At 64.9% G+C, this 19639-nt stretch carries 20 protein-coding genes; 14 read left to right on the top strand and 6 right to left on the bottom strand.

The genetic code is table 11. The features are described 5' to 3' along the window. Positions 1-148: 148 nt before the first annotated feature. From JWQ90_RS21710 to JWQ90_RS21700, 3 genes are all read right to left on the bottom strand, one after another. Positions 149-973, bottom strand: a complete 825-nt coding sequence (locus JWQ90_RS21710; RefSeq protein ID WP_299697080.1) for a DUF3299 domain-containing protein — start codon at positions 971-973, stop codon at positions 149-151. 160 nt (positions 974-1133) lie between these two features. After that, complete coding sequence (locus JWQ90_RS21705; protein WP_299697079.1) at positions 1134-2378, bottom strand: FtsX-like permease family protein; 1245 nt, start codon at positions 2376-2378, stop codon at positions 1134-1136. Beyond that, entirely contained in the window at positions 2375-3022 is a 648-nt protein-coding gene (locus JWQ90_RS21700) for an ATP-binding cassette domain-containing protein (RefSeq protein WP_299697078.1), read from the bottom strand. The genes JWQ90_RS21705 and JWQ90_RS21700 overlap by 4 nt, the downstream gene beginning before the upstream one ends. Positions 3023-3170: 148 nt before the next feature. On the opposite strand from JWQ90_RS21700, the gene JWQ90_RS21695 reads away from it, so the two are divergent. Further along, a complete protein-coding gene (locus JWQ90_RS21695; RefSeq protein WP_299697077.1) occupies positions 3171-3581 on the top strand; it encodes a MerC domain-containing protein in 411 nt (136 codons plus the stop codon). 5 nt (positions 3582-3586) lie between these two features. Here the strand turns inward: JWQ90_RS21695 and JWQ90_RS21690 are convergent, their stop codons facing one another. Further along, on the bottom strand, positions 3587-4681 hold the full coding sequence (locus JWQ90_RS21690) for a GTP-binding protein (protein ID WP_299697076.1): 1095 nt from the start codon (positions 4679-4681) through the stop codon (positions 3587-3589). Between the two features lie 119 nt (positions 4682-4800). Here JWQ90_RS21690 and JWQ90_RS21685 point away from each other — a divergent pair, with 119 nt between their 5' ends. The 7 genes from JWQ90_RS21685 (at position 4801) to JWQ90_RS21655 (ending at position 11748) form a co-directional block, all read left to right on the top strand. Further along, positions 4801-5283, top strand: coding sequence for a transcriptional repressor (locus tag JWQ90_RS21685; protein WP_299697075.1), 483 nt, complete (start codon positions 4801-4803; stop codon positions 5281-5283). Between the two features lie 25 nt (positions 5284-5308). After that, positions 5309-5947: a hypothetical protein gene (locus tag JWQ90_RS21680; RefSeq protein WP_299697074.1), complete on the top strand. Its 639-nt coding sequence runs from the start codon at positions 5309-5311 to the stop codon at positions 5945-5947. A gap of 123 nt (positions 5948-6070) precedes the next feature. Next, positions 6071-6886 (top strand): outer membrane lipoprotein-sorting protein, encoded by an 816-nt coding sequence (locus tag JWQ90_RS21675; RefSeq protein ID WP_299697073.1) that lies wholly within the window; start codon positions 6071-6073, stop codon positions 6884-6886. A 10-nt stretch (positions 6887-6896) separates the two neighbouring features. Further along, entirely contained in the window at positions 6897-9629 is a 2733-nt protein-coding gene (locus tag JWQ90_RS21670; protein WP_299697072.1) for an MMPL family transporter, read from the top strand. A 35-nt stretch (positions 9630-9664) separates the two neighbouring features. Next, positions 9665-10558, top strand: coding sequence for an NAD(P)-dependent oxidoreductase (locus tag JWQ90_RS21665; RefSeq protein WP_299697071.1), 894 nt, complete (start codon positions 9665-9667; stop codon positions 10556-10558). Continuing rightward, entirely contained in the window at positions 10558-11055 is a 498-nt protein-coding gene (gene greB, locus JWQ90_RS21660; RefSeq protein WP_299697070.1) for a transcription elongation factor GreB, read from the top strand. The genes JWQ90_RS21665 and greB overlap by 1 nt, the downstream gene beginning before the upstream one ends. A gap of 171 nt (positions 11056-11226) precedes the next feature. Beyond that, positions 11227-11748, top strand: coding sequence for a hypothetical protein (locus tag JWQ90_RS21655; RefSeq protein ID WP_299697069.1), 522 nt, complete (start codon positions 11227-11229; stop codon positions 11746-11748). Positions 11749-11847: 99 nt separating this feature from the next. Here the strand turns inward: JWQ90_RS21655 and JWQ90_RS21650 are convergent, their stop codons facing one another. After that, positions 11848-12468, bottom strand: coding sequence for a rhodanese-like domain-containing protein (locus JWQ90_RS21650; protein WP_299697068.1), 621 nt, complete (start codon positions 12466-12468; stop codon positions 11848-11850). Positions 12469-12570: 102 nt separating this feature from the next. Here JWQ90_RS21650 and JWQ90_RS21645 point away from each other — a divergent pair, with 102 nt between their 5' ends. The 6 genes from JWQ90_RS21645 to JWQ90_RS21620 are packed head-to-tail and all read left to right on the top strand — an operon-like array spanning position 12571 to position 19036. After that, positions 12571-13341 (top strand): DUF3450 domain-containing protein, encoded by a 771-nt coding sequence (locus JWQ90_RS21645; RefSeq protein ID WP_299697082.1) that lies wholly within the window; start codon positions 12571-12573, stop codon positions 13339-13341. Next, on the top strand, positions 13338-14729 hold the full coding sequence (locus tag JWQ90_RS21640; protein ID WP_299697067.1) for a MotA/TolQ/ExbB proton channel family protein: 1392 nt from the start codon (positions 13338-13340) through the stop codon (positions 14727-14729). The genes JWQ90_RS21645 and JWQ90_RS21640 overlap by 4 nt, the downstream gene beginning before the upstream one ends. Then, positions 14722-15264, top strand: a complete 543-nt coding sequence (locus JWQ90_RS21635) for a MotA/TolQ/ExbB proton channel family protein (protein ID WP_299697066.1) — start codon at positions 14722-14724, stop codon at positions 15262-15264. The genes JWQ90_RS21640 and JWQ90_RS21635 overlap by 8 nt, the downstream gene beginning before the upstream one ends. Beyond that, the gene (locus JWQ90_RS21630; RefSeq protein ID WP_299697065.1) at positions 15261-15665 is read left to right on the top strand and encodes a biopolymer transporter ExbD; all 405 of its coding nucleotides are present in this window, start codon (positions 15261-15263) and stop codon (positions 15663-15665) included. The genes JWQ90_RS21635 and JWQ90_RS21630 overlap by 4 nt, the downstream gene beginning before the upstream one ends. A 12-nt stretch (positions 15666-15677) precedes the next feature. Further along, a complete protein-coding gene (locus tag JWQ90_RS21625; RefSeq protein WP_299697064.1) occupies positions 15678-16430 on the top strand; it encodes an energy transducer TonB in 753 nt (250 codons plus the stop codon). An 8-nt stretch (positions 16431-16438) separates the two neighbouring features. Next, the gene (locus tag JWQ90_RS21620) at positions 16439-19036 is read left to right on the top strand and encodes a DUF1329 domain-containing protein (protein WP_299697063.1); all 2598 of its coding nucleotides are present in this window, start codon (positions 16439-16441) and stop codon (positions 19034-19036) included. On the opposite strand, the gene JWQ90_RS21615 is transcribed toward JWQ90_RS21620, so the two are convergent. Next, positions 19033-19479 (bottom strand): DUF2147 domain-containing protein, encoded by a 447-nt coding sequence (locus JWQ90_RS21615; protein WP_299697062.1) that lies wholly within the window; start codon positions 19477-19479, stop codon positions 19033-19035. The genes JWQ90_RS21620 and JWQ90_RS21615 overlap by 4 nt on opposite strands. Positions 19480-19639: the final 160 nt, after the last annotated feature.

Below are 19639 nucleotides of genomic sequence, written 5' to 3'. Positions count from 1 at the left end.
ACACGGAAGTGAAACGACTCAGCGCCGATGATAGTGTGGCAATGACCATGCGAGAGTAGGACACTGCCAGGCTCTTAATACCCCAACCCTCAACGCACACCCGTTGAGGGTTTTTTTTGCGATTTTTCTGATTCTGAAGACCGAATGCTTAACCGCCTCCGGCGATCAGTTTCGTCGACTTCAGCTTGTACAGAATGCCGGTGTCGCTCTTCGGCACCAGTTCGAACTCGCCTTCGATTACCATCGGGTCGTAGCTCATCGCCACGCCCTTGTCGGAAAACACTTCGACGACCGACGACGGCCCGCCTGGAGGATGGAAGAAGCAGCTCGGCGGGTTGGATGAAAGCAGGAAGTGCTTCTGCTTTTCCTCGACACCCAGCGGCAGCATGAATCCCACCAGCTTGAGCCTGTGCTTCTGCAGATCCTGCAGTGGTTTGGGGAACGTCGCGCTGACGGCCTGCATGCCGATATCGAGTTGGGCGCTCATCAACACGTCCCACGGCGTGACGCCTTTCAGATCGATGCCAGCCAGCCATTCACCACGAGGCGGTTCGGTGACGTCGATGTAGAAAATCGTGCTGACCGCGGCGGCATTGACGGTGACCATGTCGCTGCCCGCGATACCGGCGACCATGTGAAATTCCAGATAGCCCTCGTCGTCGGTCTGGTCGCTCATCTGCACGATGCGAGTCTTGCGCGCCGAACTGATCTCGACCGGCTTGCGCTTCAACGGCGTGCCGGCTTCCGTCTGCACATTGACGCCCAGATACAGGATGTCTCCGGGATAGGCGGGGACCGCGATGCGGCCGTCGCGATGATTGTCGAACTCGGAAACGACCTCGATGATCGGGGCGGAATCATCGGATACGAGCTTGCCGTTCTTGTAACGTACGCTCGGTTTTTTCTTCGCGGCGAGAGCCGGCGATGACTGTGAGAGCGAGTCGGCGAATGGTCTGCCGGCAGGCGACGGCATGCCGTTCGCGTCCAGGCGCGTTGGCGGTGGATCCCCGGATTCGATCGGGCTGTCAGCGGGTGCCCGGGGTGCATCCGGCGGCGGAGTATCTGTGCCCCCGCAGGCGTTCAGCACGGCCGCCGTAGCCAGTATCAATAACGCGCTAAGAAGCCTCATCGGCTCAGCTCTGCGACAAGGTGGCGGCGACGTCGCTGCGATACGCGCGCCAGGCCGGCAGCAACGCGGCAAGAGTGCCGACCAGAAGCGGTAGCAGCAGAATCGCCAGCTCGTCGGCCTGCAGCGTCAAGCCCGTGAGGCTGACATTGCGGCCGGTACCGGCGACGCGGCCCATCGCCTCGACTGCGCCGTGTCCGAGCAGCAAGCCGATCAGTGTTCCGGCGATGCTCAGGCTCAGCGCCTGAATCCACAGCAGCGCGACCACTCGTCCGCGTGATACGCCGAGGCTGCGCAGCACGGCCAGATCGTACTGGCGCGTTTCCATCGCGGTATACAAGGCGACAAATACGGATAGCGCGGCTGCCACGATCAGTACGGCGGCGAGCGCTCTCAAGGTGTCGAATCCTAGGCCGAGCAGATTGAGCAGGCGCGCGGTTTCCATCGCCGGCACCGCTGCCTGCAGCTTGGACTGAGTGTTGATCATGCGCGGCAGGGACGCGGCAGCGAGCGGCGTGCGATAGGTCATCAGCATTGCGGTGATTTCTTTCGCGGCGTTGTAGTTCGCGGCCCCGTCTCCGGAGGCAGCATGATCCTCGGCGTGATCGTCGTCGTCGTGCTCGTCGGCATCATGGTGATGCGCGCCATGCACTTCCCAGACGCTGTCGAGACTGGTCAGGATCAGGCGATCGAGCACGGTGCCGGTCGGCGCCAGCACGCCGACGACACGGTACTGATGGTCGGCATGAGCATGACCGGATGCGCCGAGGCCGTGCATGCCGATAAAGGTTGCGCCGTTTACGAAGCCGGACTGTGCGACCTCGGAGCCGACCACGGTTTGCATCGGTGCATCCCACACCTGGCCCTGCGCAAACCTGGCGCCGTAGTGTTTCAGTAGCGCCGGTGTCGTGCCGACGATGCGAAAACCGCGGGCGTTGTCGCCGAGCGACAGCGGGATCGCTTCGGCAATCATCGGATTGCTGGCCCAATGATTGGCTTCGTCGAGTGGTATGTTTCCTGTCGGAATATCGAGGTGATAGACCGTCGACAGAATCAGCTGCAGTGGGCTGCCTTTCGCGCCGAGAACCAGGTCGACGCCGTTCGCGTCACGCTGCAGCCTGCCGCTGATCTGCGTGGAAATCAGCAGCAGCGCCGTGATCATCGCGATGCCCAGCCCGAGCAGAACCAGATGCAGAAAATTCGGCAGAGGCCGGTGGCGCAGATCAGCAGCAGCGAGTGTCAGCAGGTTCACGCGACTACCTGCTGAGCGGCAGCTTTCAGTATGACTTGTTGCGGTATTACGGCTTTTGCGCGGGCATCGTGTGTTGCAATCAGCAAGGTCGCGCCTTGCGCCTGTTCGCATAACAGGCGCAGCACCTGCTCGGCGTTCGCATCGTCGAGACTCGAGGTTGGTTCGTCAGCCAGGATCAGACGGGGTCGATTGACGACCGTACGTGCAATTGCGACGCGTTGTGCTTCGCCGAGGCTCAGCGAAGACGGTTTGGCTTTGGCTTTCGCCGACATGCCAAGGCGATCCAAAGTCTCCATCGCAACTCCGGCATCGACCTTGTTGCCAGCGCTGTATTGAGCGACCAGCACGTTATCGAGAACGCTCAGCGACGGGATCAGATGCAGGCGCTGGAACACGATGCCGACACGGCGCCCGCGCACCCTGTCCAGCGCTGCGCCGTGCATGCCGGTCAGCTCCATATCGTCGAGCCAGACGCGGCCTTCAGTCGGTCGCAACAGGCCGGCGGCGATATGCAGCAGGCTCGACTTGCCGCTGCCCGACGGGCCCAGCAGCAGCATCTGCGCGCCGTCCTCGATCCGCAGATCGCCTACGTCCAACACGGTCCGCTCACCGTAGCGGTGCCGCAGTTGCTCGAATCTCAGCATGCGTGAACTCCCGGCCGCGACTTTTCTGGCGGCGATGTTATAGTGCAGACGTTACCTTGTAACAGCAGATAAGAGTATCGATATGTACGGGAGTTCCAGAGGTTCTGCAGATTCTGCGGAATTGTCCACGGCCTCATCGGCGGCGCCTTTGGCGGCACTCGATATGGGCGCGATGCTGTTGTCCGGCCTGTGTCTGGTGCATTGCCTGGCCCTGCCGCTGCTCGTCGCAGCGCTGCCTTGGGCGATGGCCGGGCTTTTCACCAGCGAGTCGTTTCATTTTTGGATGCTGATCGCCGTGGTGCCGTCGAGCTTCGCGGCTTTGCTGCTGGGCTGCCGGCGGCATCGTGACTGGCGAGTGCTGGCAGTTGGCGCCTGCGGTGTACTGCTGTTGAGCGCTGGCCTTGTCGGCAGTGTCTATGGCGTGATCGCACATCGCGGTGAGACCGTGCTGACCGTGTGCGGCGCGCTATTGTTGGCGGCGGCGCATACAGCGAACTTCGTGCTGCATCGTCGCCGGCACCCCGATCACCCTCATGGATCTGCGCCGCTCGATGAGTGAGGCGTTCAGTTGAGCTGAATTGGTCTTGACGGGGCCGGAGGCGTGGCCGGCTGGCCGGCTGCGCAGGCCTGCAAGTAGCCCAGGGTTTCCCCGACGATTTCCTGGCCGTAACCGCGCGTGATGAAGACCAGGCGGGTGCGCCGATCGTCATCCGGCCAGGCCGCCAGTTCGGTCGGCGGATGGAAGGCTTTCTGCACGCCGTGAATCACCGTCGGCCCGGTTTGGCCGTCGATGTTGATCAGGCCTTTTACCCTTAGCAATGTCGGCCCGCACAAGGTGCGCAGGAATTCCATCCATCCCAGAAACCGGCCGGCCTGCAGCGGCACATCGAGGATCAGGCTGAACGTCTGGATGTCCTGGTCGCGCGGCACCGCGAGGCCGGGCTGGCGGCGCAGCACACCGGGCGGCGCCGGCGTGAAGCGCAGCGTGTCGGCGTTCGCCAGCAGTGCGCCCGGCCGATACTGCGGCGATGAAGGATCGTGGCGGCCGCCGGTGAACAACTGCTCCGGCTGCGCTGCGCCTTGCGCAACGTCGTTGATCTCCGCGTCCGGATTCATCTGGGCCAGGCGCGCGCGCAGCTCGGCGCTCTGGGAGCTGTCGACCAGATCGGTCTTGCTGATCAGGATGCGATCCGCGGCGGTGATCTGCTGCACTGCGATGTCCTGCGTCGCCAGCGTGTCCGCGACGTTGAAGGCGTCGACCACAGTTACGACCGAGTCGAGCGTGTAACGCTCGGCGAGTTCGGGCGTGCGCAGGATCTGCTGCAGGATGGGCCAGGGTTCGGCCAGGCCGGTGGTTTCGATGATCACGCGTCTCAAGCTGGTGCCGGCACGTGCCTGCATGCGCTCACTCAGGCTCAGCATCGCCTCGGCGATCTCTCCTCGCGCGGTGCAGCAGATGCAGCCGTCGGCGATCAGCGAGGTATCTTCCGGCGCGGCTTCGACCAGGTGGTGATCGATGCCGACCGTGCCGTACTCGTTGATGACGACGCCGGTGCCGACCATTGCCGGATCGCGCAGCAGGGCGTTCAGCAGCGTGGTCTTGCCGGCTCCGAGAAAGCCGGTCAGCAGACACACGGGGATGCGGGTATCGGTCGTCACTCGGCGGTTCCTGTGTCGATCACGGTGCTGCGGTGGCAGCGGATGCACAGTGTTACGAAGTAACGTTCGCCGGCGCAAGCGCGGCCCACCCGATGCGGTCGCTGGGTTAGCATGCAGCCATGGCCAGCACCGTCGATAAATCCCGCAAAGCCGCACGCCCGGCCGCCGTCATCAAGGCCGGCGTCGCGGCGCTCGAGGCGCAGTGCCTGGCGGACGGGCACCGGCTCAGCGGCATGCGTCGCGACATCTATCGCCACCTGCTGGCGCAGAACCAGCCGCAGACCGCGTACCAGATCATCGAGGGCCTGGAAGGCGTGCTCGATCGCCGGCCATCGCCGCTGTCGGTTTATCGTGGCCTCGATTTCCTGGTCGAGATCGGCCGGCTGCACCGTCTCGAATCGCTGAAGGCGTACACCGCCTGCCAGGAGCCCGATCACCACCACGCCGGCGTGCTGTTCCTGTGCGGCGACTGCGGCACCGCCGAGGAAATGGACAGCACGGCGATCGAATCCTGGATCACCAAGCGCGCCGGCCAGACCGGCTTCCTGCCCAGGCGCCAGGTGCTGGAAGTGCTCGGCACCTGCCGAAAATGCGCTGGTTGAGCGGCACAACACAAAAGGACTTTCCATGGAGGTTGCGGCAGGCTCGATTCCACTGGGCATCAAACTCGCGTACACCGCGTTCATGGCGGTGCTGCTGCCGGTGTATCTGCGCAGTTATGGGCCGAGCAACTTCCTGTATTTCTGCGATGTGGCGCTGCTGCTGACCCTTGCCGGCGTCTGGATGGAAAGCTCGCTGCTATTGTCGATCGCGACGGCCGGTATCCTGATCCCGCAAATATTCTGGCTGGCCGATTTTCTTGCGAACCTGGCCGGCTGGCGGGTCACCGGCATGACCGATTACATGTTCGACACGCAGCGATCGCTGTTCCTGCGCGGGCTGTCGCTGTTCCATGGCTGGCTGCCGGTGCTGCTGCTGTACCTGGTCTGGCGCACCGGCTACGACAGCCGCGGGTTCGTGATCTGGACGGTGCTGGCCACGGCGCTAGTGCTGGTCTGCTACTTCTTCATGCCGCCGCCCTCGCTGTCGCGCGCTGGCATCGGACCGGTCAACATCAACTACGTTTATGGTTTCTCCGACGACGTCGCGCAGAAGTGGATGCCGGCCTGGGCCTGGCTGATGGTGGCGCTGTTCGGCTATCCGGCCCTGCTGTACTTCCCGGCGCACCTGCTGCTGAAGCATTTCATGCCCGCGCCGACGGCCTGATCGCGGCGCCGGTCGCACAGCCTTGTGCCCGGGCGTACCCTGCAGCGGCGCTTGCGCATGGCCGGCACCAGCCCGCTAAGCTACACCCGGGGGAGCGGACGCTCGCCCGCCCGGGAGACGAGAATGAAAACCAAGACGGGTACCGTGCTGAGACACGGCCTCGCCAGCCTGCTGATGATGCTGTTCGGTTCAGGGGCCATCGCGGCCGGCAATGCCGCCGCGCCCAGCGTCGAGGCGATCGACAGCTGCATGCGCGCCAACATTCCGCCTGCGCTGCAGATCAAGCAGTTCACGCTCAATTCCACCGACCGCAACGGCGCCAGCCGCCAGCTCAAGGGCCGGCTGTTTGCGATACGCGACGAGGGGCTGCTGCGGACGATGCTGCGCGTCGATGCTCCGGCCGATCTGCGCGGCGCGGCCTACCTGCTGCGCGAAGCCAAGGCCAAGGAACAGGATGCGATGTACATCTTCCTGCCGGCGCTGAACAAGACGCGCCGGATCATGGGCGGCACCCAGGACAATCCCTTGTTCGGCACCGACATCTCTTATGCCGACATCAAGCAGATCTCGCATGCATTCAGCGGCGGCCATGTCGTGCTCGAGAAGACCGAGCAGATCGAGTCGCGCGACACTTATGTGCTGAAGCTGACCCCCGATGCGGCACAGCAATCACGCTTCGCCGAGATCCGCACCTGGGTGGACCGCGAATCCTGCGTGGCCCTGCGCGCCGAATTTATCGCGGACCAGCAGGTGCGCAAGCGCTACAGCGCGTCGGCGAAGGATCTGAAAAAAAGCGGCAGCCGCTGGTACGTGTCCAAGGGCACGATGGAAGACCTGAGCGAGCACAGCCACACCGAGCTCAGCATCGACGGCGTCATTGGCAGCGACGGCCTGTCGGACCTGTACTTCAACCCGCACTCCTTCCAACTCGGCGGCTGAGCTGGCCAGCGTGTTCGACAAGCTGATCGAGTTCCTCGCGCGGCGGCCGTGGCTGCCACTGATCGTCGTCGCGCTGATCACGGTCTACGCGGCAGCGAGCTGTTTCGACAGCGCAGGGCATCTGCGTATCAGCGTCGACCCGTCGACCGAAAAGCTGCTGCCGAAGAACGACGTCGACCGCCTGAGCTTCGAGCATCTGCGCGCGACCTTCGGCGACACCGATGCGGTGCTGCTGGCGGTGCGCTTCGATCCGGTGTTCACTGCGGACCATCTGGAGGCGATCGCGCGGCTGAGCGCGGCCTTGCGCCGTGTCGAAGGCGTCAATAGCGTCTACTCGCTGGCGACGGTGCCGAACCTGCTCGCCAGCGGCGAAGACATCGAGGTCAGCAGTTTCACCGAGCAGGCGGCCGCCGATCCTTCTGTCGTGCCGGCACTGGCGGCGGCCTTCGATCGCAACGCCGTTTATCGCGGCACGCTGGTTTCGCCGAACGGAAAATATGCGGCGCTGGTGGTGTCGCTGGAGGGCGTCGACGAAGTACGCTTTTTGCGGCAGCACTACGAGCAGCGTTTCCGCGATATCGCGGCGAGGGAAACCGGCAGCGCCGAAATTCATGTCACCGGCGCGCCGGTGATCAAGGCGGCGACGACACTGGCGCTGCTGGATACGCTGGCGTTCACGATCCCGACGATTTACGGCCTGATCGTCGTGCTGCTGCTGATCGCGTTCCGCTCGGTGCGCGCGATGCTGACTGCGGTGCTGGGTGTCAGCGTCGCGATGATCTGGACCCTGGCCAGCGCGGTGGCGCTGGAGATCCCGCTGAACGTGGTCACCGTGATCACGCCGCCGCTGGTGGTCACGCTCGGCCTGGCCTATGCGATCCATCTGCTGTCGGATTTTTTCTCGGAGCCGGCGCGCGATGCCGAGGAGCGCCGGCATCGCAGTGCGCACGTGATGCGTGAGCTCGCACCGGCGCTGCTGCTGGCGACGGCGACGACGATCGCCGGATTCCTGGCGCTGCTGATCAATGCGCTGCCGGCGATCCGCCAGTTCGTCTGGCTGTCGGTGCTCGGCGTGTCGTTCCTGCTGCTGCTGACCTTGTTCTTCATGCCGGCGATGCTCGCGGTCACACGTTGCGGCCGTCACGAACAGGGCCACCTGGGCCAGCGGCTGGCCGCACGTTTCGCCGGCCCGCTGGCGCGTTTCGATACTCGCTGGCGCGGCCGCATCATCGGCGTCGCCCTGATCATCGTGCCGCTATGCCTGTGGCTGGCAACCGGCATTCCGGTGGGTGCGGACTACGTCAAGGGATTCGTCGCCAAGCATCCGGCGCGCATCGACTACGAGGCGATCAGTCGCGAGTTCAATGGTGCCAACCTGGTGGCGGTGCATATCGACAGCCATTTGAACGATGCACTGACCGAGCCCGAATTGATGCAGGCGATCGACACGCTGCAGACCTGGTTGCGCGCCCAGCCCGAAGTCGGCGCGGCGGTGTCCTATATCGATCATCTGAAGCTGATCCATCAGAGCATGAACGACGGTGCCGACAGCGCCTACGCGCTGCCCGACAGCGCCGCTGCCGCCAAGCAGCTCCTGGTATTCGTCGGCGGCGAGGATCTGCGCCGCTTCATCGATCCGCGCTTCCGTGAGGCGCTGATCTCGGTGCGGCTGAACGTCAACGACTCGGCCGAGATCGCGAGGTTTGCCGAGCGGGCTCGGGTGCGCCTCGCACAATTGCCGGAGCCGCTCGATGGCGAGTTGACCGGCAGCTCGATCCTGGCGACGCGCACGGTGGAGGCGATCGGGCAGGGACAGTGGCTGTCGCTGGCGGTTGCCGGCGTGGTGATTCTGGGCCTGCTCAGCCTGATGTTCACTTCGCTGGTCGCCGGGCTCTGGGCGCTGCTGCCGAACCTGCTGCCGGTCGCGGTGTACTTCGGCCTGTTGCGCGTCCTCGACATCCCGCTGAACCCGACCAACAGCCTGATCGCGAGCATCGTGCTCGGCATTGCGGTCGACGACACCGTGCACTTTCTGGCGCGCTTCAATAGTTACGCTCGCTCGCTGGGCAACGAGCAGCTCGCGGTCGAGAAAGCCCTTGCCGGTACCTTGCGGCCGACCACGCTGAATACATTGGCGCTGTGTCTCGGCCTGCTGATGTTCGCCGGCAGCGAGCTGAAGTCGCAGGTGCAGTTCGGCCTGCTCGCGTCGTTTACCTTGTTCATCGGCTGGATTTCCGAAATCACGCTGACGCCGGCCCTGGCGACGCGGCTGAAGATCGTCACCTTGTGGGACATGCTGCGGCTCGATCTGGGCCAGTCGCCGCAGCATACGATCCCGCTGTTCGCCGGCCTGTCGCTGCGCCAGGCGCGTGTTTTCGCGCTGATTTCCAAGCTCGAACGGCATCGGGCGGGCGATCAGGTGATCCGCCAGGGTGACGTGGCACGCGACATGTACGTGGTGCTCGACGGTGAAGTCGATATCTGGATCGATCGTGGCGGCGAGCGCCAGATCTTGACCCAGCTCAGCCGCGGCGCGGTGCTGGGTGAGGCCGGCTATTTCGGCCAGAAGCGCACCGCCAATGCGCTGGCGACGACGCCGGTACGCGTGTTGCGTTTCGACTCGCAGGATCTGGAGCGGCTGCGCCGGCGCTATCCGCGTATCGCCGCTACCGTATTCCGCAACCTGAATCGCATCCAGGCCGAGCGCCTCGCGCGCGCAACCGCGATGTTGCAAGAAACCTAAGTCAGACCCCTCAATAGCAGGCAAGGAGAAACCAGATGAGCTACAGCAGCGTTGATCTCGGCAGTTTCAAGCTGAAGCCGATGAAAGCCGGATCGCTGGCCGGCAAGACTTTGTTCATCACCGGCGGCAGCCGCGGCATCGGCCTGGCGATCGCCGAGCGTGCTGCCCGCGATGGCGCCAACGTCGCCATCGCGGCTAAGACCGCCGAAGCGCATTCCAAGCTCGAAGGCACGATCTTCACCGCGGTCGAAGCGATCGAGCGTGCGGGCGGCAAAGGCCTGGCGCTGCAGTGCGACATCCGCGATGAAACGCAGGTGCAGGATGCGGTGGCGAAGACCGTCGAGCGTTTCGGCGGCATCGATATCCTGGTCAACAACGCGAGCGCGATCTCGCTGACCGGGACGATGGAAACCGACATGAAGCGCTACGACCTGATGAACGGGATCAATGCGCGCGGCACTTATCTGGTCGGCCGGACCTGCATCCCGCATCTGAAACGCTCGTCGAATCCGCACATCATGGCGCTGTCGCCTCCGCTGGACATGTCGCCGAAATGGTTCGGCCCGCATGTCGCGTATTCGATGGCCAAGTACGGCATGAGCTTCTGCATCCTGGCCTGGGCCGAGGAGTTCCGGAAGGCCGGAATCGCGGCCAACGCGCTGTGGCCGCGCACCGGCATCGCCACCGCGGCGATCGCGATGCTCGGCGGTGATGCGATGATCAAGCAGTCGCGCACGCCGGAGATCATGGCCGACGCGGCGCACGTGATCCTGACCCAGCCCAGCCGCGAGTTCACCGGCAACTTCTGCATTGACGACCTGGTGTTGCATGCGAGCGGCGTGACCGATTTCTCCGGCTACGCCACGGTGCCGGGCACTACCCATTTCATGCCCGATTTCTTTTGTCCGGACGGGATTCCGCAAGTCTGATGTCGCGATACCGCCCGCCTTCGGAAAAGGGCTCCATCTACATCACCGCCGAAGGTTACGCGCGGCTGCGCGACGAATACGATCAGCTGTGGCGCGTGCGCCGGCCCGAAGTCGTGCGTGCGCTGGCTACCGCCGCTGCCGAGGGCGACCGCTCCGAGAACGCGGAGTATCAGTACCGCAAGAAGGAACTGCGGGAGATTGATCGGCGCGTGCGCTACCTGCAAGTGCGGCTGCCGGATCTGCGCGTGGTCGATCGCGCACCGGACCAGCCGGGCCGGGTGTTCTTCGGTGCGCAGATCGAAATCGCCGACGCCGGCGGTGAGACCCGGCGGCATCGGATTGTCGGGCCAGACGAAGCGGGCGAGGGGCCGGGGTACATCAGCGTCGATTCACCGCTGGCGCGCGCGTTGCTGGGCAAGCAGGAGGGTGAGGTTTTTACCGTCCGCCTGCCAGGTGGAGAAACCGAACTGGAAATTATCTCGGTCTCGTATGCGTGAGGGCGTTGCGGCAAGCTAACTTGCGGATTCGAAAATCTTTGTAATGCTGCCTGCAGCGGTGCGCCGGCTAGCTGAATCGCCAATGAATGGTTGCGCCACGCTGTTTTGCGGCGCGTGATAATGCACCCAAGGACGGCGGGCGCCGTCCGACTGCCTTCCCAGGAGCAACTCATGCGTACCCACCTGATTCGCAGCCTGACGATGTCGAGCCTGGTGCTCGCTGTCGCGGCCTGCGTCACCGCGACCCCGTACCAGCCCGCGAAAAACGGAGTTGGTTATTCCGAGCAGCGTCTCGAGAGCAATCGCTACAAGGTCACGTTCTCCGGCAACTCCAGCACCTCGCGCCAGACTGTCGAAAACTACCTGCTTTACCGTGCCGCCGAAGTGACCTTGCAGAACGGCTACGACTACTTCGTCCAGGCTGATTCCAACACCGATGCGCAGACCAGCTATTCGCAGACCTATAGCGGCTTCGGTGGCTACGGCGGTTACTGGTCGCCGTTTTATGGTCCGGGTTTCGGCCTTGGCGCCAGCAGCTCGATCCCGCGCACCGAATACGAGGCGCAGGCCAGCATTCTGGTGTTCAAGGGCCCCAAGCCTGCGGACAACTTCAAGGCCTTCGATGCGCGCGAGGTCAAGGCCAATCTGGAGGCGCTGATTGCGCGTCCACCGCAGCAGGCGGCGACGAACTAGTCCGACGGTAGGTTGGGGTGAGCGCAAGCGAACCCCAACATTGGTTCCGCGCCGATGTTGGGGTTCGCTGCGCTCACCCCAACCTACGGTGGTCGGACTTCACTCCACCGGCATCAATTCCTTCAGCTCGCGCCAGCCGCCGTCGATGTTGACGACCTTGTCGTAGCCCATCTTCTTCAGGTTGTCCGCCGCCAGTGCGGAGCGGAAGCCGCCGCCGCAATACAGATAGAGCGGTGTCGATTTGTCGGGATGGCGGGCCTCGATGTCGCGCTCGATCACGCCCTTGCCAAGATGCTCCGCGCCCTTGATGTGCCCGGCAGCGAATTCGCTTTCTTCGCGCACGTCGATCAGCTTGGCGTTTTTCACGCTGGCCAGTTCGGCGGCGACTTCGCGCGCATGGATTTCGCGGACGCGGCTGCGCGCGTCATTGACCAGGTTCAGGAATGCCTGCGAGTGGTCGCTCATTGTCGATCCTTGCCGTTGTGGTGAGCCGATTCTAGCGCGGAGCACGAATCGCTCCATGCGCAGGCCCTCGTCCGAGTATGCGTTGACAAGGCCGGCGCCCGCGTCGAACCTTGCCCTAGTGTCCCAAGTCAGAAGTTGCATGATGAAGCCGCTGGCGGCTTTTCGTGACTGGCAAGGCGCAACGACGAGCCATAGTCGAACTATGGCGAGGAGTTGCAACGCGGCCAGGCGCGAAAAGCCGCGGCGAATTCGCATGCGAACTTCTGACTCGCGACACTAGAGCCGCAGCATGCGCAATGCAAGCCGATGGCCTCGCCCACTAAAGAAGCCGGCAGATCGAGGAGCAGACAGGTGCGGATGTTCAATCAGGCCCGATGGCGGGCCGCGATTTCGGTGGCGGTGCTGAGCGCAGGAGTGACGACGGCCGTGGCAGCCGATCCGGTTGGGCAGGCGCTCGATGCCACCACCAATGCCAACCGCGCGTCGCGCGATTCGCAGGCACGCATCGATCAGCTCGACGATGCGACGCAAGCGATGCTCGAACGTTATCGCTCGGCAAGCTGGCAATCGCAGCAGCTCAAGGTTTACGCGGACCAGCTGGAGGAACTCGCGAAAGGCCAGGAGGCCGAGCGCGATTCCCTGCAGCGGCAGCTGACCGAGATCGACCGCACCGAGCGCGAACTGCTGCCGCTGATGCTGCGGATGACCCAGGGTCTGGAGAGCATCGTCGCATCCGATCTGCCGTTTCTGCATCAGGAACGGCAGGAGCGCGTCGACAGCATCAAGCGCTTGATGGCCGATCCTTCGGCCAGCAATGCGGACAAGTTCAAGCGGATTCTCGAGGCCTACCAGATCGAGGCCGAATACGGCCGCACGCTCGGTGCCGAGCGCACCCAGGTCGAGAATCGCTCGGTCGACGTGCTGCGCGTCGGCCGCACCGCCTTGTTCTACCTGAGCACCGATGGCCGCGAAGCCGGCTGGTGGGACGCCGCGAAATCCAGCTGGCAGCCGCTGGATAGCCAGTACATCACGCCGGTGCGCCGCGGCCTGCGCATGGCGCGCGAAACCCTGGCACCGGATCTGCTGCAGCTGCCGATGCCGCAGAAGCCGGCGGGGGCCAGGTCGTGAAGCCTGGCTGGATATTGTTGCTCGCGCTGATGTCGACGACCGCGTTTGCTGCTACTGCGCCCGCACCGGCGCCCAAGCCCGCAGCGGGCGGTCTCGACCAGCTGGTCGAACAGATTCGCGAAGGCTCGCGAGAGATGTCGAAGACCAATGCCGATCGCGAAGCGCGGTTTCTGCGCGATAAGAGTCAGCAGGCGGCATTGCTTGCGGAAGCCGAAGGGGCGCGCAGTGCCGCCGACGCGCGCGCCAAGTCCGCGAAGGGCCGCTTCGACGGCGCCCAGGCCGGCATCGCCGCGCTGAAGCAGCAGCTCGAAGGTCGGGTCGGCGACAGTGCGCAGATTTTCTCGGCGGTGTCCGAGGCAGCGGGCAGCTTCCGCGCGCAGGCGGCCGATTCGCTGGTGACGCCGCAGTTTCCGGATCGCCTGGCCCAGCTCGATGCCTTGGCGCAGGCGCGCGAATTGCCGGGTGTCGACCAGCTCGAGCAGCTGTGGCTGCTGTACGCGCAGGAGATCGCCGAGGGCGGCAAGGTCGCGCGGTTCAAGGCCGAGGTGTTCGACGACGCGGGCGCGCCGCAACAGGCCGAGGTCACGCGCATCGGCCTGTTCACCGCATTCGCCGAAGGCCGCTATCTCGCGCTGCAGCCAGACACCGGCAAGCTCGCCGCGCTGGCGCGGCAGCCTGGCCACACCGGGCTGATCGACGATTTCGGCAAGGGCGAAGACGAACTCGCCCCGATGCTGGTCGATCCCTCGCGCGGCGCGCTGCTGCGTCGCTCGGCCGAGCGGCCGTCGCTGTCCGAGCGCATCGAGCAGGGCGGGGCAGTCGGTTACGTGATCATCTGCATCGGCGTGATCGGCGCGGTTCTGGCGATCTACCAGCTGATCTATCTGCTGCGCGTCGACGCCCTGGTGCGCAGCCAGTTGCGCCAGATCGACAGGCCGCGAAACGACAACCCGCTGGGCCGCGTGCTCGCCAGTATCGGCGCCGGCGATCAGGCCGATGCCTTGTTGCTGCAGGACCCCGAGGTGCTGGAGACGCGGCTGTCCGAAGCGATCCTGCGCGAGACGCCGCGGCTGGAGCGCTACCAGTCGCTGCTGAAGATGATCGTCGCGGCCGGCCCGCTGCTCGGCCTGCTCGGTACCGTGATTGGCATGATCCTGACCTTCCAGGTGATCACCGAACTCGGCGCCGGCGATCCCAAGGTGATGGCTGGCGGCATATCGCAGGCGATGATTGCCACCGTGCTGGGTTTGATCATCGCGATCCCGCTGCTGTTCGCGAACAGTTTCCTCGGCTCGCGTTCGCGTGCGCTGACGCAGGTGCTGGACGAGCAGGCGGCCGGCCTGCTGGCGCGGCATCTGGAAGCGCATCGGGGCATCACGCGTGAATGAAACCCTGCTGCTGCCGGTGCACATGCTCGGCGACTTTCTCGATTCGGGCGGCTGGGTCGTCGGCTGGATTCTGATTACGGCGCTGGTGATGTGGACCCTGGTGCTCGAGCGCGCCTGGTACCTGTGGAAAATCCACCCGGGCCGGCGCGCCGCGGCGCTGGCCGAATGGCGCGCTCGCAGCGAACGCGAGAGCTGGGCCGCATTGCGCATCCGCGCGGCGATGGTGTCGCAATTGCGGATCGGTCTCGAGTCGGGCCTGGCCCTGATTCGGGTAACGGTGCCGATGGCCCCGCTGCTCGGCCTGCTCGGCACCGTCACCGGCATGCTGCAGGTATTCGACGCGATGACGTCCTCGCGCAACACCGACACGCGCGCGATGGCCGACGGCATCAGCCACGCGATGATCGCGACGATGGCCGGCTTGGTCGTCAGCCTGATCGGCCTGTTCTTCACGCATCTGTTCACGTCGCGGGTCAAGCGCGAAACCGCGCGACTCAACGATCTGCTCGATGCACGCCTGGAGGTTCTGCGATGAAATTCCGCCGGCACACCGTCGTGCAGGAGGACACCGGCATCGATCTCGCACCGATGCTCGATTTCGTTATGAACCTGCTGATCTTCTTCATCATCGCCGCGGCCTTCGTGCACGAGTCTGGCATCCGCGTGAACCGCCCGTCCGCCAAGACCGCCAAGCCCGAGGACAAGGGCAGCATCTTCGTCGCGGTGTCGGCCAACAACGAGATCTGGATCGACCGGCAGCGCGTCGACATCCGCCGCCTGCGCGGCGAGATCGAACGCATGCGGCATGACCGCCCCAAAGCGGCCGTCGTGATCCAGGCCGATCGCGATGCGCGTGCCGGCCTGATGGTCGAGGCGATGGACCAGGCGCGGCTGGCCGGCGTCGCCGACGTCGCCGTCGCGGCGCGGCCCAAGTAGGCTCGGCAAGGTGTGACCGCTCAGGTGCAAACCACGCAGGCGATGTCGCTGCCGTCACGGCTGCGCTGGCTGTGGCTGCCGCCGGCTGCATTGCTGATCACTTGGCTGCTGTTCCTGCTGATGGTCTGGGCAATCCGTTCACGTGAGCCGGCCAATGAGCCCGAGACGATCATCGAAGACGTGCGCGTGGTGCAGACGCGGCGCGACGAGCATCCGCCGCAGGACCCGATGAAGACGCTGCAGAACGCGCCGCCACCGCCGCCGGCCGCACCGCCTGCGCTCGCGCAGGCCGCGGTGCCGGCCTTGGCGATGCCGGCGATCACGGTGTCGCCGGTCGATATCGGCACGATCTCGCTGCCGACCGGCAGTCTAGCGATCGGCGGTGGCACCTCGCTGGGGTCTTCCGGCAGCTTCGGCGGATTTGCCGGCAGCGGCGGCGGTGGCAATGGCAGCGGTTCCGGAGCCGGCGCCGGCGGCGGTACCTGGAAAGGCAAGCCGCTGGTGCCGCTGTCGACCGCGCGCCCGCAAATGCCGGAATGGGCCTGCAAGCAGAAGCTCGCGGGTTGGGTCGAGGCGATCTTCACGGTCGATCCGAACGGACACGTCAGGGACGTGAAGATCGTCAACGCCGAACCTCGCGGTGTGTTCGAAGCGGCCGCAGTCGAGAGCATCGGCAACTGGCTCTACGAGCGCACCGGCAAATCCGCCGAGGTCCGTCAGCGCGTGCCGATGGACCCGGCCGACTGCGCCTACAACTACCATTGAAACTACCGTTGAATCGCAAGCAGATCGCCAGCCTGGTACTGACGGGCGTCGCCTTGTTCGCGGCGCGGCCGGTGCTGGCCGATCAATACAAGAGCGAAGTACGCGAAGTCCCGAACACACCGGTGCAGAAGCCGGTGGACCCGCAGACCCTGCTGAAGCAGACCACCGACCCTTACGGACGTGCGTTGTTGCTGCGCGATCTGGCGGCGAGTGCGGCGCAAAAAAAGGACTACAAACAGGCGGCGCAGTTGCTCGAACAGGCGATCGCGACCAAGGCGCTCGCCGGGCCGGCCGAGAATGCGATGCGCCAGGATCTGGCCCAGCTGTACATTGCCAGCGGGGCCAGTGGGGCCGGCGGCAACGCCAGGCAGATGGTGCCGCAACTCGAGGCGCAGGTGAAAAGCGGCAAGGCGTCGCCGGAGACTTATGTCGCGCTGGGTGCGGCCTATCTGGAGCAGAAGCGCTACGCCGACGCGGCGCCGCTGCTGGAGAAGGGCGTGCGCGCCGTACCGAATGCCGACCTGAGCTGGAAGCGCGCGCTGCTCGCCGCGTATCTGGGAGCCGGCCGCGACAAGGACGCATTGCCGCTGCTGGAGGAGGCGGTGAAGCGTGATCCGACGCATCGCGATGAATGGCTGCAGCTGGCAGCGGTCAGCATCAAGGCCGGCAACAAGGAGCGCGCGCAGGCGGTGATGGAAGTGGCCTCACGTCTCGGTTATCTGCGCGACGCCCAGGACCGGCTGCGCCTGGTCACGCTGACCGCGCAGATCGGTGCGCCGTTCGAGGCTGGATCGCTGCTCAGCGGCTGGATCGACAGCAAGGCGCTGGCCGACGACGCGGCCAATCGCAAGTTGCTGGCGACGCTGTGGCTGGCCGCGCGCGAAAAGAAGCTGGCCTTGAGCGCGCTCGATCGCGCGCTGGCGCTGGCACCGAGCAGCGAGCTGCTGCAGCAGAAGGCGCAGCTGCACATGGAGCGCGAGGAATACGCCGAGGCCGCCAAGGATCTGGAGAAGCTGGCGGCCGGGCCCGCGCGTAGCGGCACGCTGCTGATGACGCTGGGCCTGGCCCGTTACCAGCAGGCCGACGTCGATGGCGCACTCACCGCTTTCCGCGCCGCCCAGGAATTCGCGCCGAGCAGGAAGCTTGCAGCGGACTGGATCAAATACCTGGAAACCGGACGCGCGCGCGACGAGGCTCTGAATGCGGTCGCTGCGCTGCGTCAGCGGCAGCAGGACGAGGAAACGCAGATCAGCAGCCGCCTGATGGGCGACAGCCTCAGCGTGACCGCGCCACCGGACTCTTCCGCGGCCGTGGAAGCCTCGGCCACGCCGTCGGCCGGCCTGACGCCGATCGGCGCCGAACGCGGCGCCAACCGCGACGGCAGCATTCCGGCCTGGAGCGGCGGCATCACCGCGGCGCAGCGGCCCGCCGGTTTCCAGAAGGGCCAGAAGCTCAAGGACCCTTTCCCGGCCGAAAAACCGCTGTTCACGATCACCGCTGCGAACCTCGGCCAGTATGCGGGCAAGCTTTCCAGCGGCCATCGCCAACTGTTCGCCTCAAAGCCGGGTTATGCGATGCCCGTCTACACGACACATCGCAGTGTGGCGTATCCGCAGGCGATCTACGACGCCAGCCAGGCCAATATCGGCCGGGCGAAGCTGATCGGCTCGGATTCACTGAGCGGAGCGAAGCTCGGCGTGCCGTTCCCGAAGCCCGGCTCCGGCGTCGAGATCATGTGGAATCACCGCACGCGCTATCGCGGCGATTCAATGAAGGCGCAGACCGCGCAGGCGGTGGTGCAGAAAGACGGCAGCGCAACCTGGCTCAAGCAGACCGAGCTGGTGTACTACCGCTACGGCAACATCGCCAGCCCGGTCGACATCGCGGACAAGAACATCCTGCTGTACTACCTGACCTGGTTCGGCAAGAGCGCGGCGCGCAAGGACTTCCTGAGCCTGGTGCACGAGACTGCCGACGCGCAGCGCGGGGCGCGCAATGTCTGGGCGCTGCCAATGGATATCGGCCGCATGTTCCGGATTCCGCCAGTCGGTTACGACCAGCCGTTTCCGGGATCGGACGGCCTGCAGTTCATCGACATGGTCGACATGTACAACGGCGCCTTCGATCGTTATGTCTGGAAGATGCTGGGCAAGCGCGAGATCTACCTGCCGTACAACAACTATCGCATCGGCGATGGCCGTTATCGATACTCGCAGCTGATCAAGCCCGGCTTCCTGAATCCGGAGACGACGCGCTACGAACTGCATCGGGTCTGGGTGATCGAGGCGAGCGAGCGCGGCGGCAAGACGCACTCCTTCGGCAAGCGCGTGTTCTATGTCGACGAGGACAGCTGGAACGTGGTCCTGGTGGAGAACTATCAGCGCGACGACAGCACGCTGTGGCGTTTCCAGGAGGGGCACTTGCTGGCCCTGTACGACTCGCTGTCGGCGAACTGCCTGCCGGTGGTGACCTACGACTTCAAGGACGGCCGCTATTTCATCAATCGCCTGACCGCCGAGGAACCGCCGGCTCAATACGACGTTCCCGGGCTCAGTGATTCGGACTTCACGCCCGAGGCGGTGCGTTCGCAATACGGGCGGCGCTAGGGCGCCTTGATCCACTCCTGCGTGCGGCCGAGCATCGAGATGCCCAGATAGCCGCGAACCTGCAGCTTGTCGCCGCCGGCCTCCGGCGTGAGCTTGGCGCTGTAGACCTTGCCTGATTCCGGGTCGATGATCTTGCCGCCGTCCCAGACCTCGCCGTCTTTCTTGATGCCCCACAGGATCGTCATGCCCTCGATCGGTTTGCCCTGAAGCTCGCCTTCGCACTTGTCGCAAGTGGGGTTGGGCTTCGACGGGTTGAGCAGTTTGATCACTTTGCCCTGCAACTCGCCGCCGGTGTCGGTGATCTCGACGATCGACTTCGGCTTGCCGGTGGCGTCATCGATGGTCTGCCAGCGGCCCACCGGCGTCGCCCCGGCGGCGAACGCCGGCAAGGCCAACAGCAGCGCAGCCAGACTGGCGTTCAATTTCTTGATCTGTATTTTCATTGGGCTCTCTCCTTGGGCGAAAGTATTTCGGCGCCCCGAACGCTACGAACCAGCGGCTTAACACTCGATGAGTCCCGGAGCTTCGACCTGGCGGCCCGGACGGGGCCGTGATTGCGTCGCTGTAGCCGCAAAAAAAACTCGGGTCGCTTCCAACCTGTTG

Source organism: Hydrocarboniphaga sp., assembly GCF_028291725.1.
Taxonomy (GTDB): Bacteria; Pseudomonadota; Gammaproteobacteria; order Nevskiales; family Nevskiaceae; genus Hydrocarboniphaga.
Note: the sequence above shows the minus strand (reverse complement) of the source record. Positions and strands in the feature narration are given on the sequence as shown.

What these genes read in the sequence shown, in the direction of transcription:
- greB (WP_299697070.1), top strand. Translation starts at nt 10,558, where the DNA reads ATGTCGCGATACCGCCCGCCTTCGGAAAAGGGCTCCATCTACATCACC.
- JWQ90_RS21650 (WP_299697068.1), bottom strand. Translation starts at nt 12,468, where the DNA reads ATGCGAATTCGCCGCGGCTTTTCGCGCCTGGCCGCGTTGCAACTCCTC.
- JWQ90_RS21615 (WP_299697062.1), bottom strand. Translation starts at nt 19,479, where the DNA reads ATGAAAATACAGATCAAGAAATTGAACGCCAGTCTGGCTGCGCTGCTG.
- JWQ90_RS21680 (WP_299697074.1), top strand. Translation starts at nt 5,309, where the DNA reads ATGGAGGTTGCGGCAGGCTCGATTCCACTGGGCATCAAACTCGCGTAC.
- JWQ90_RS21700 (WP_299697078.1), bottom strand. Translation starts at nt 3,022, where the DNA reads ATGCTGAGATTCGAGCAACTGCGGCACCGCTACGGTGAGCGGACCGTG.
- JWQ90_RS21675 (WP_299697073.1), top strand. Translation starts at nt 6,071, where the DNA reads ATGAAAACCAAGACGGGTACCGTGCTGAGACACGGCCTCGCCAGCCTG.
- JWQ90_RS21710 (WP_299697080.1), bottom strand. Translation starts at nt 973, where the DNA reads ATGCCGTCGCCTGCCGGCAGACCATTCGCCGACTCGCTCTCACAGTCA.
- JWQ90_RS21665 (WP_299697071.1), top strand. Translation starts at nt 9,665, where the DNA reads ATGAGCTACAGCAGCGTTGATCTCGGCAGTTTCAAGCTGAAGCCGATG.
- JWQ90_RS21685 (WP_299697075.1), top strand. Translation starts at nt 4,801, where the DNA reads ATGGCCAGCACCGTCGATAAATCCCGCAAAGCCGCACGCCCGGCCGCC.
- JWQ90_RS21645 (WP_299697082.1), top strand. Translation starts at nt 12,571, where the DNA reads ATGTTCAATCAGGCCCGATGGCGGGCCGCGATTTCGGTGGCGGTGCTG.
- JWQ90_RS21630 (WP_299697065.1), top strand. Translation starts at nt 15,261, where the DNA reads ATGAAATTCCGCCGGCACACCGTCGTGCAGGAGGACACCGGCATCGAT.
- JWQ90_RS21655 (WP_299697069.1), top strand. Translation starts at nt 11,227, where the DNA reads ATGCGTACCCACCTGATTCGCAGCCTGACGATGTCGAGCCTGGTGCTC.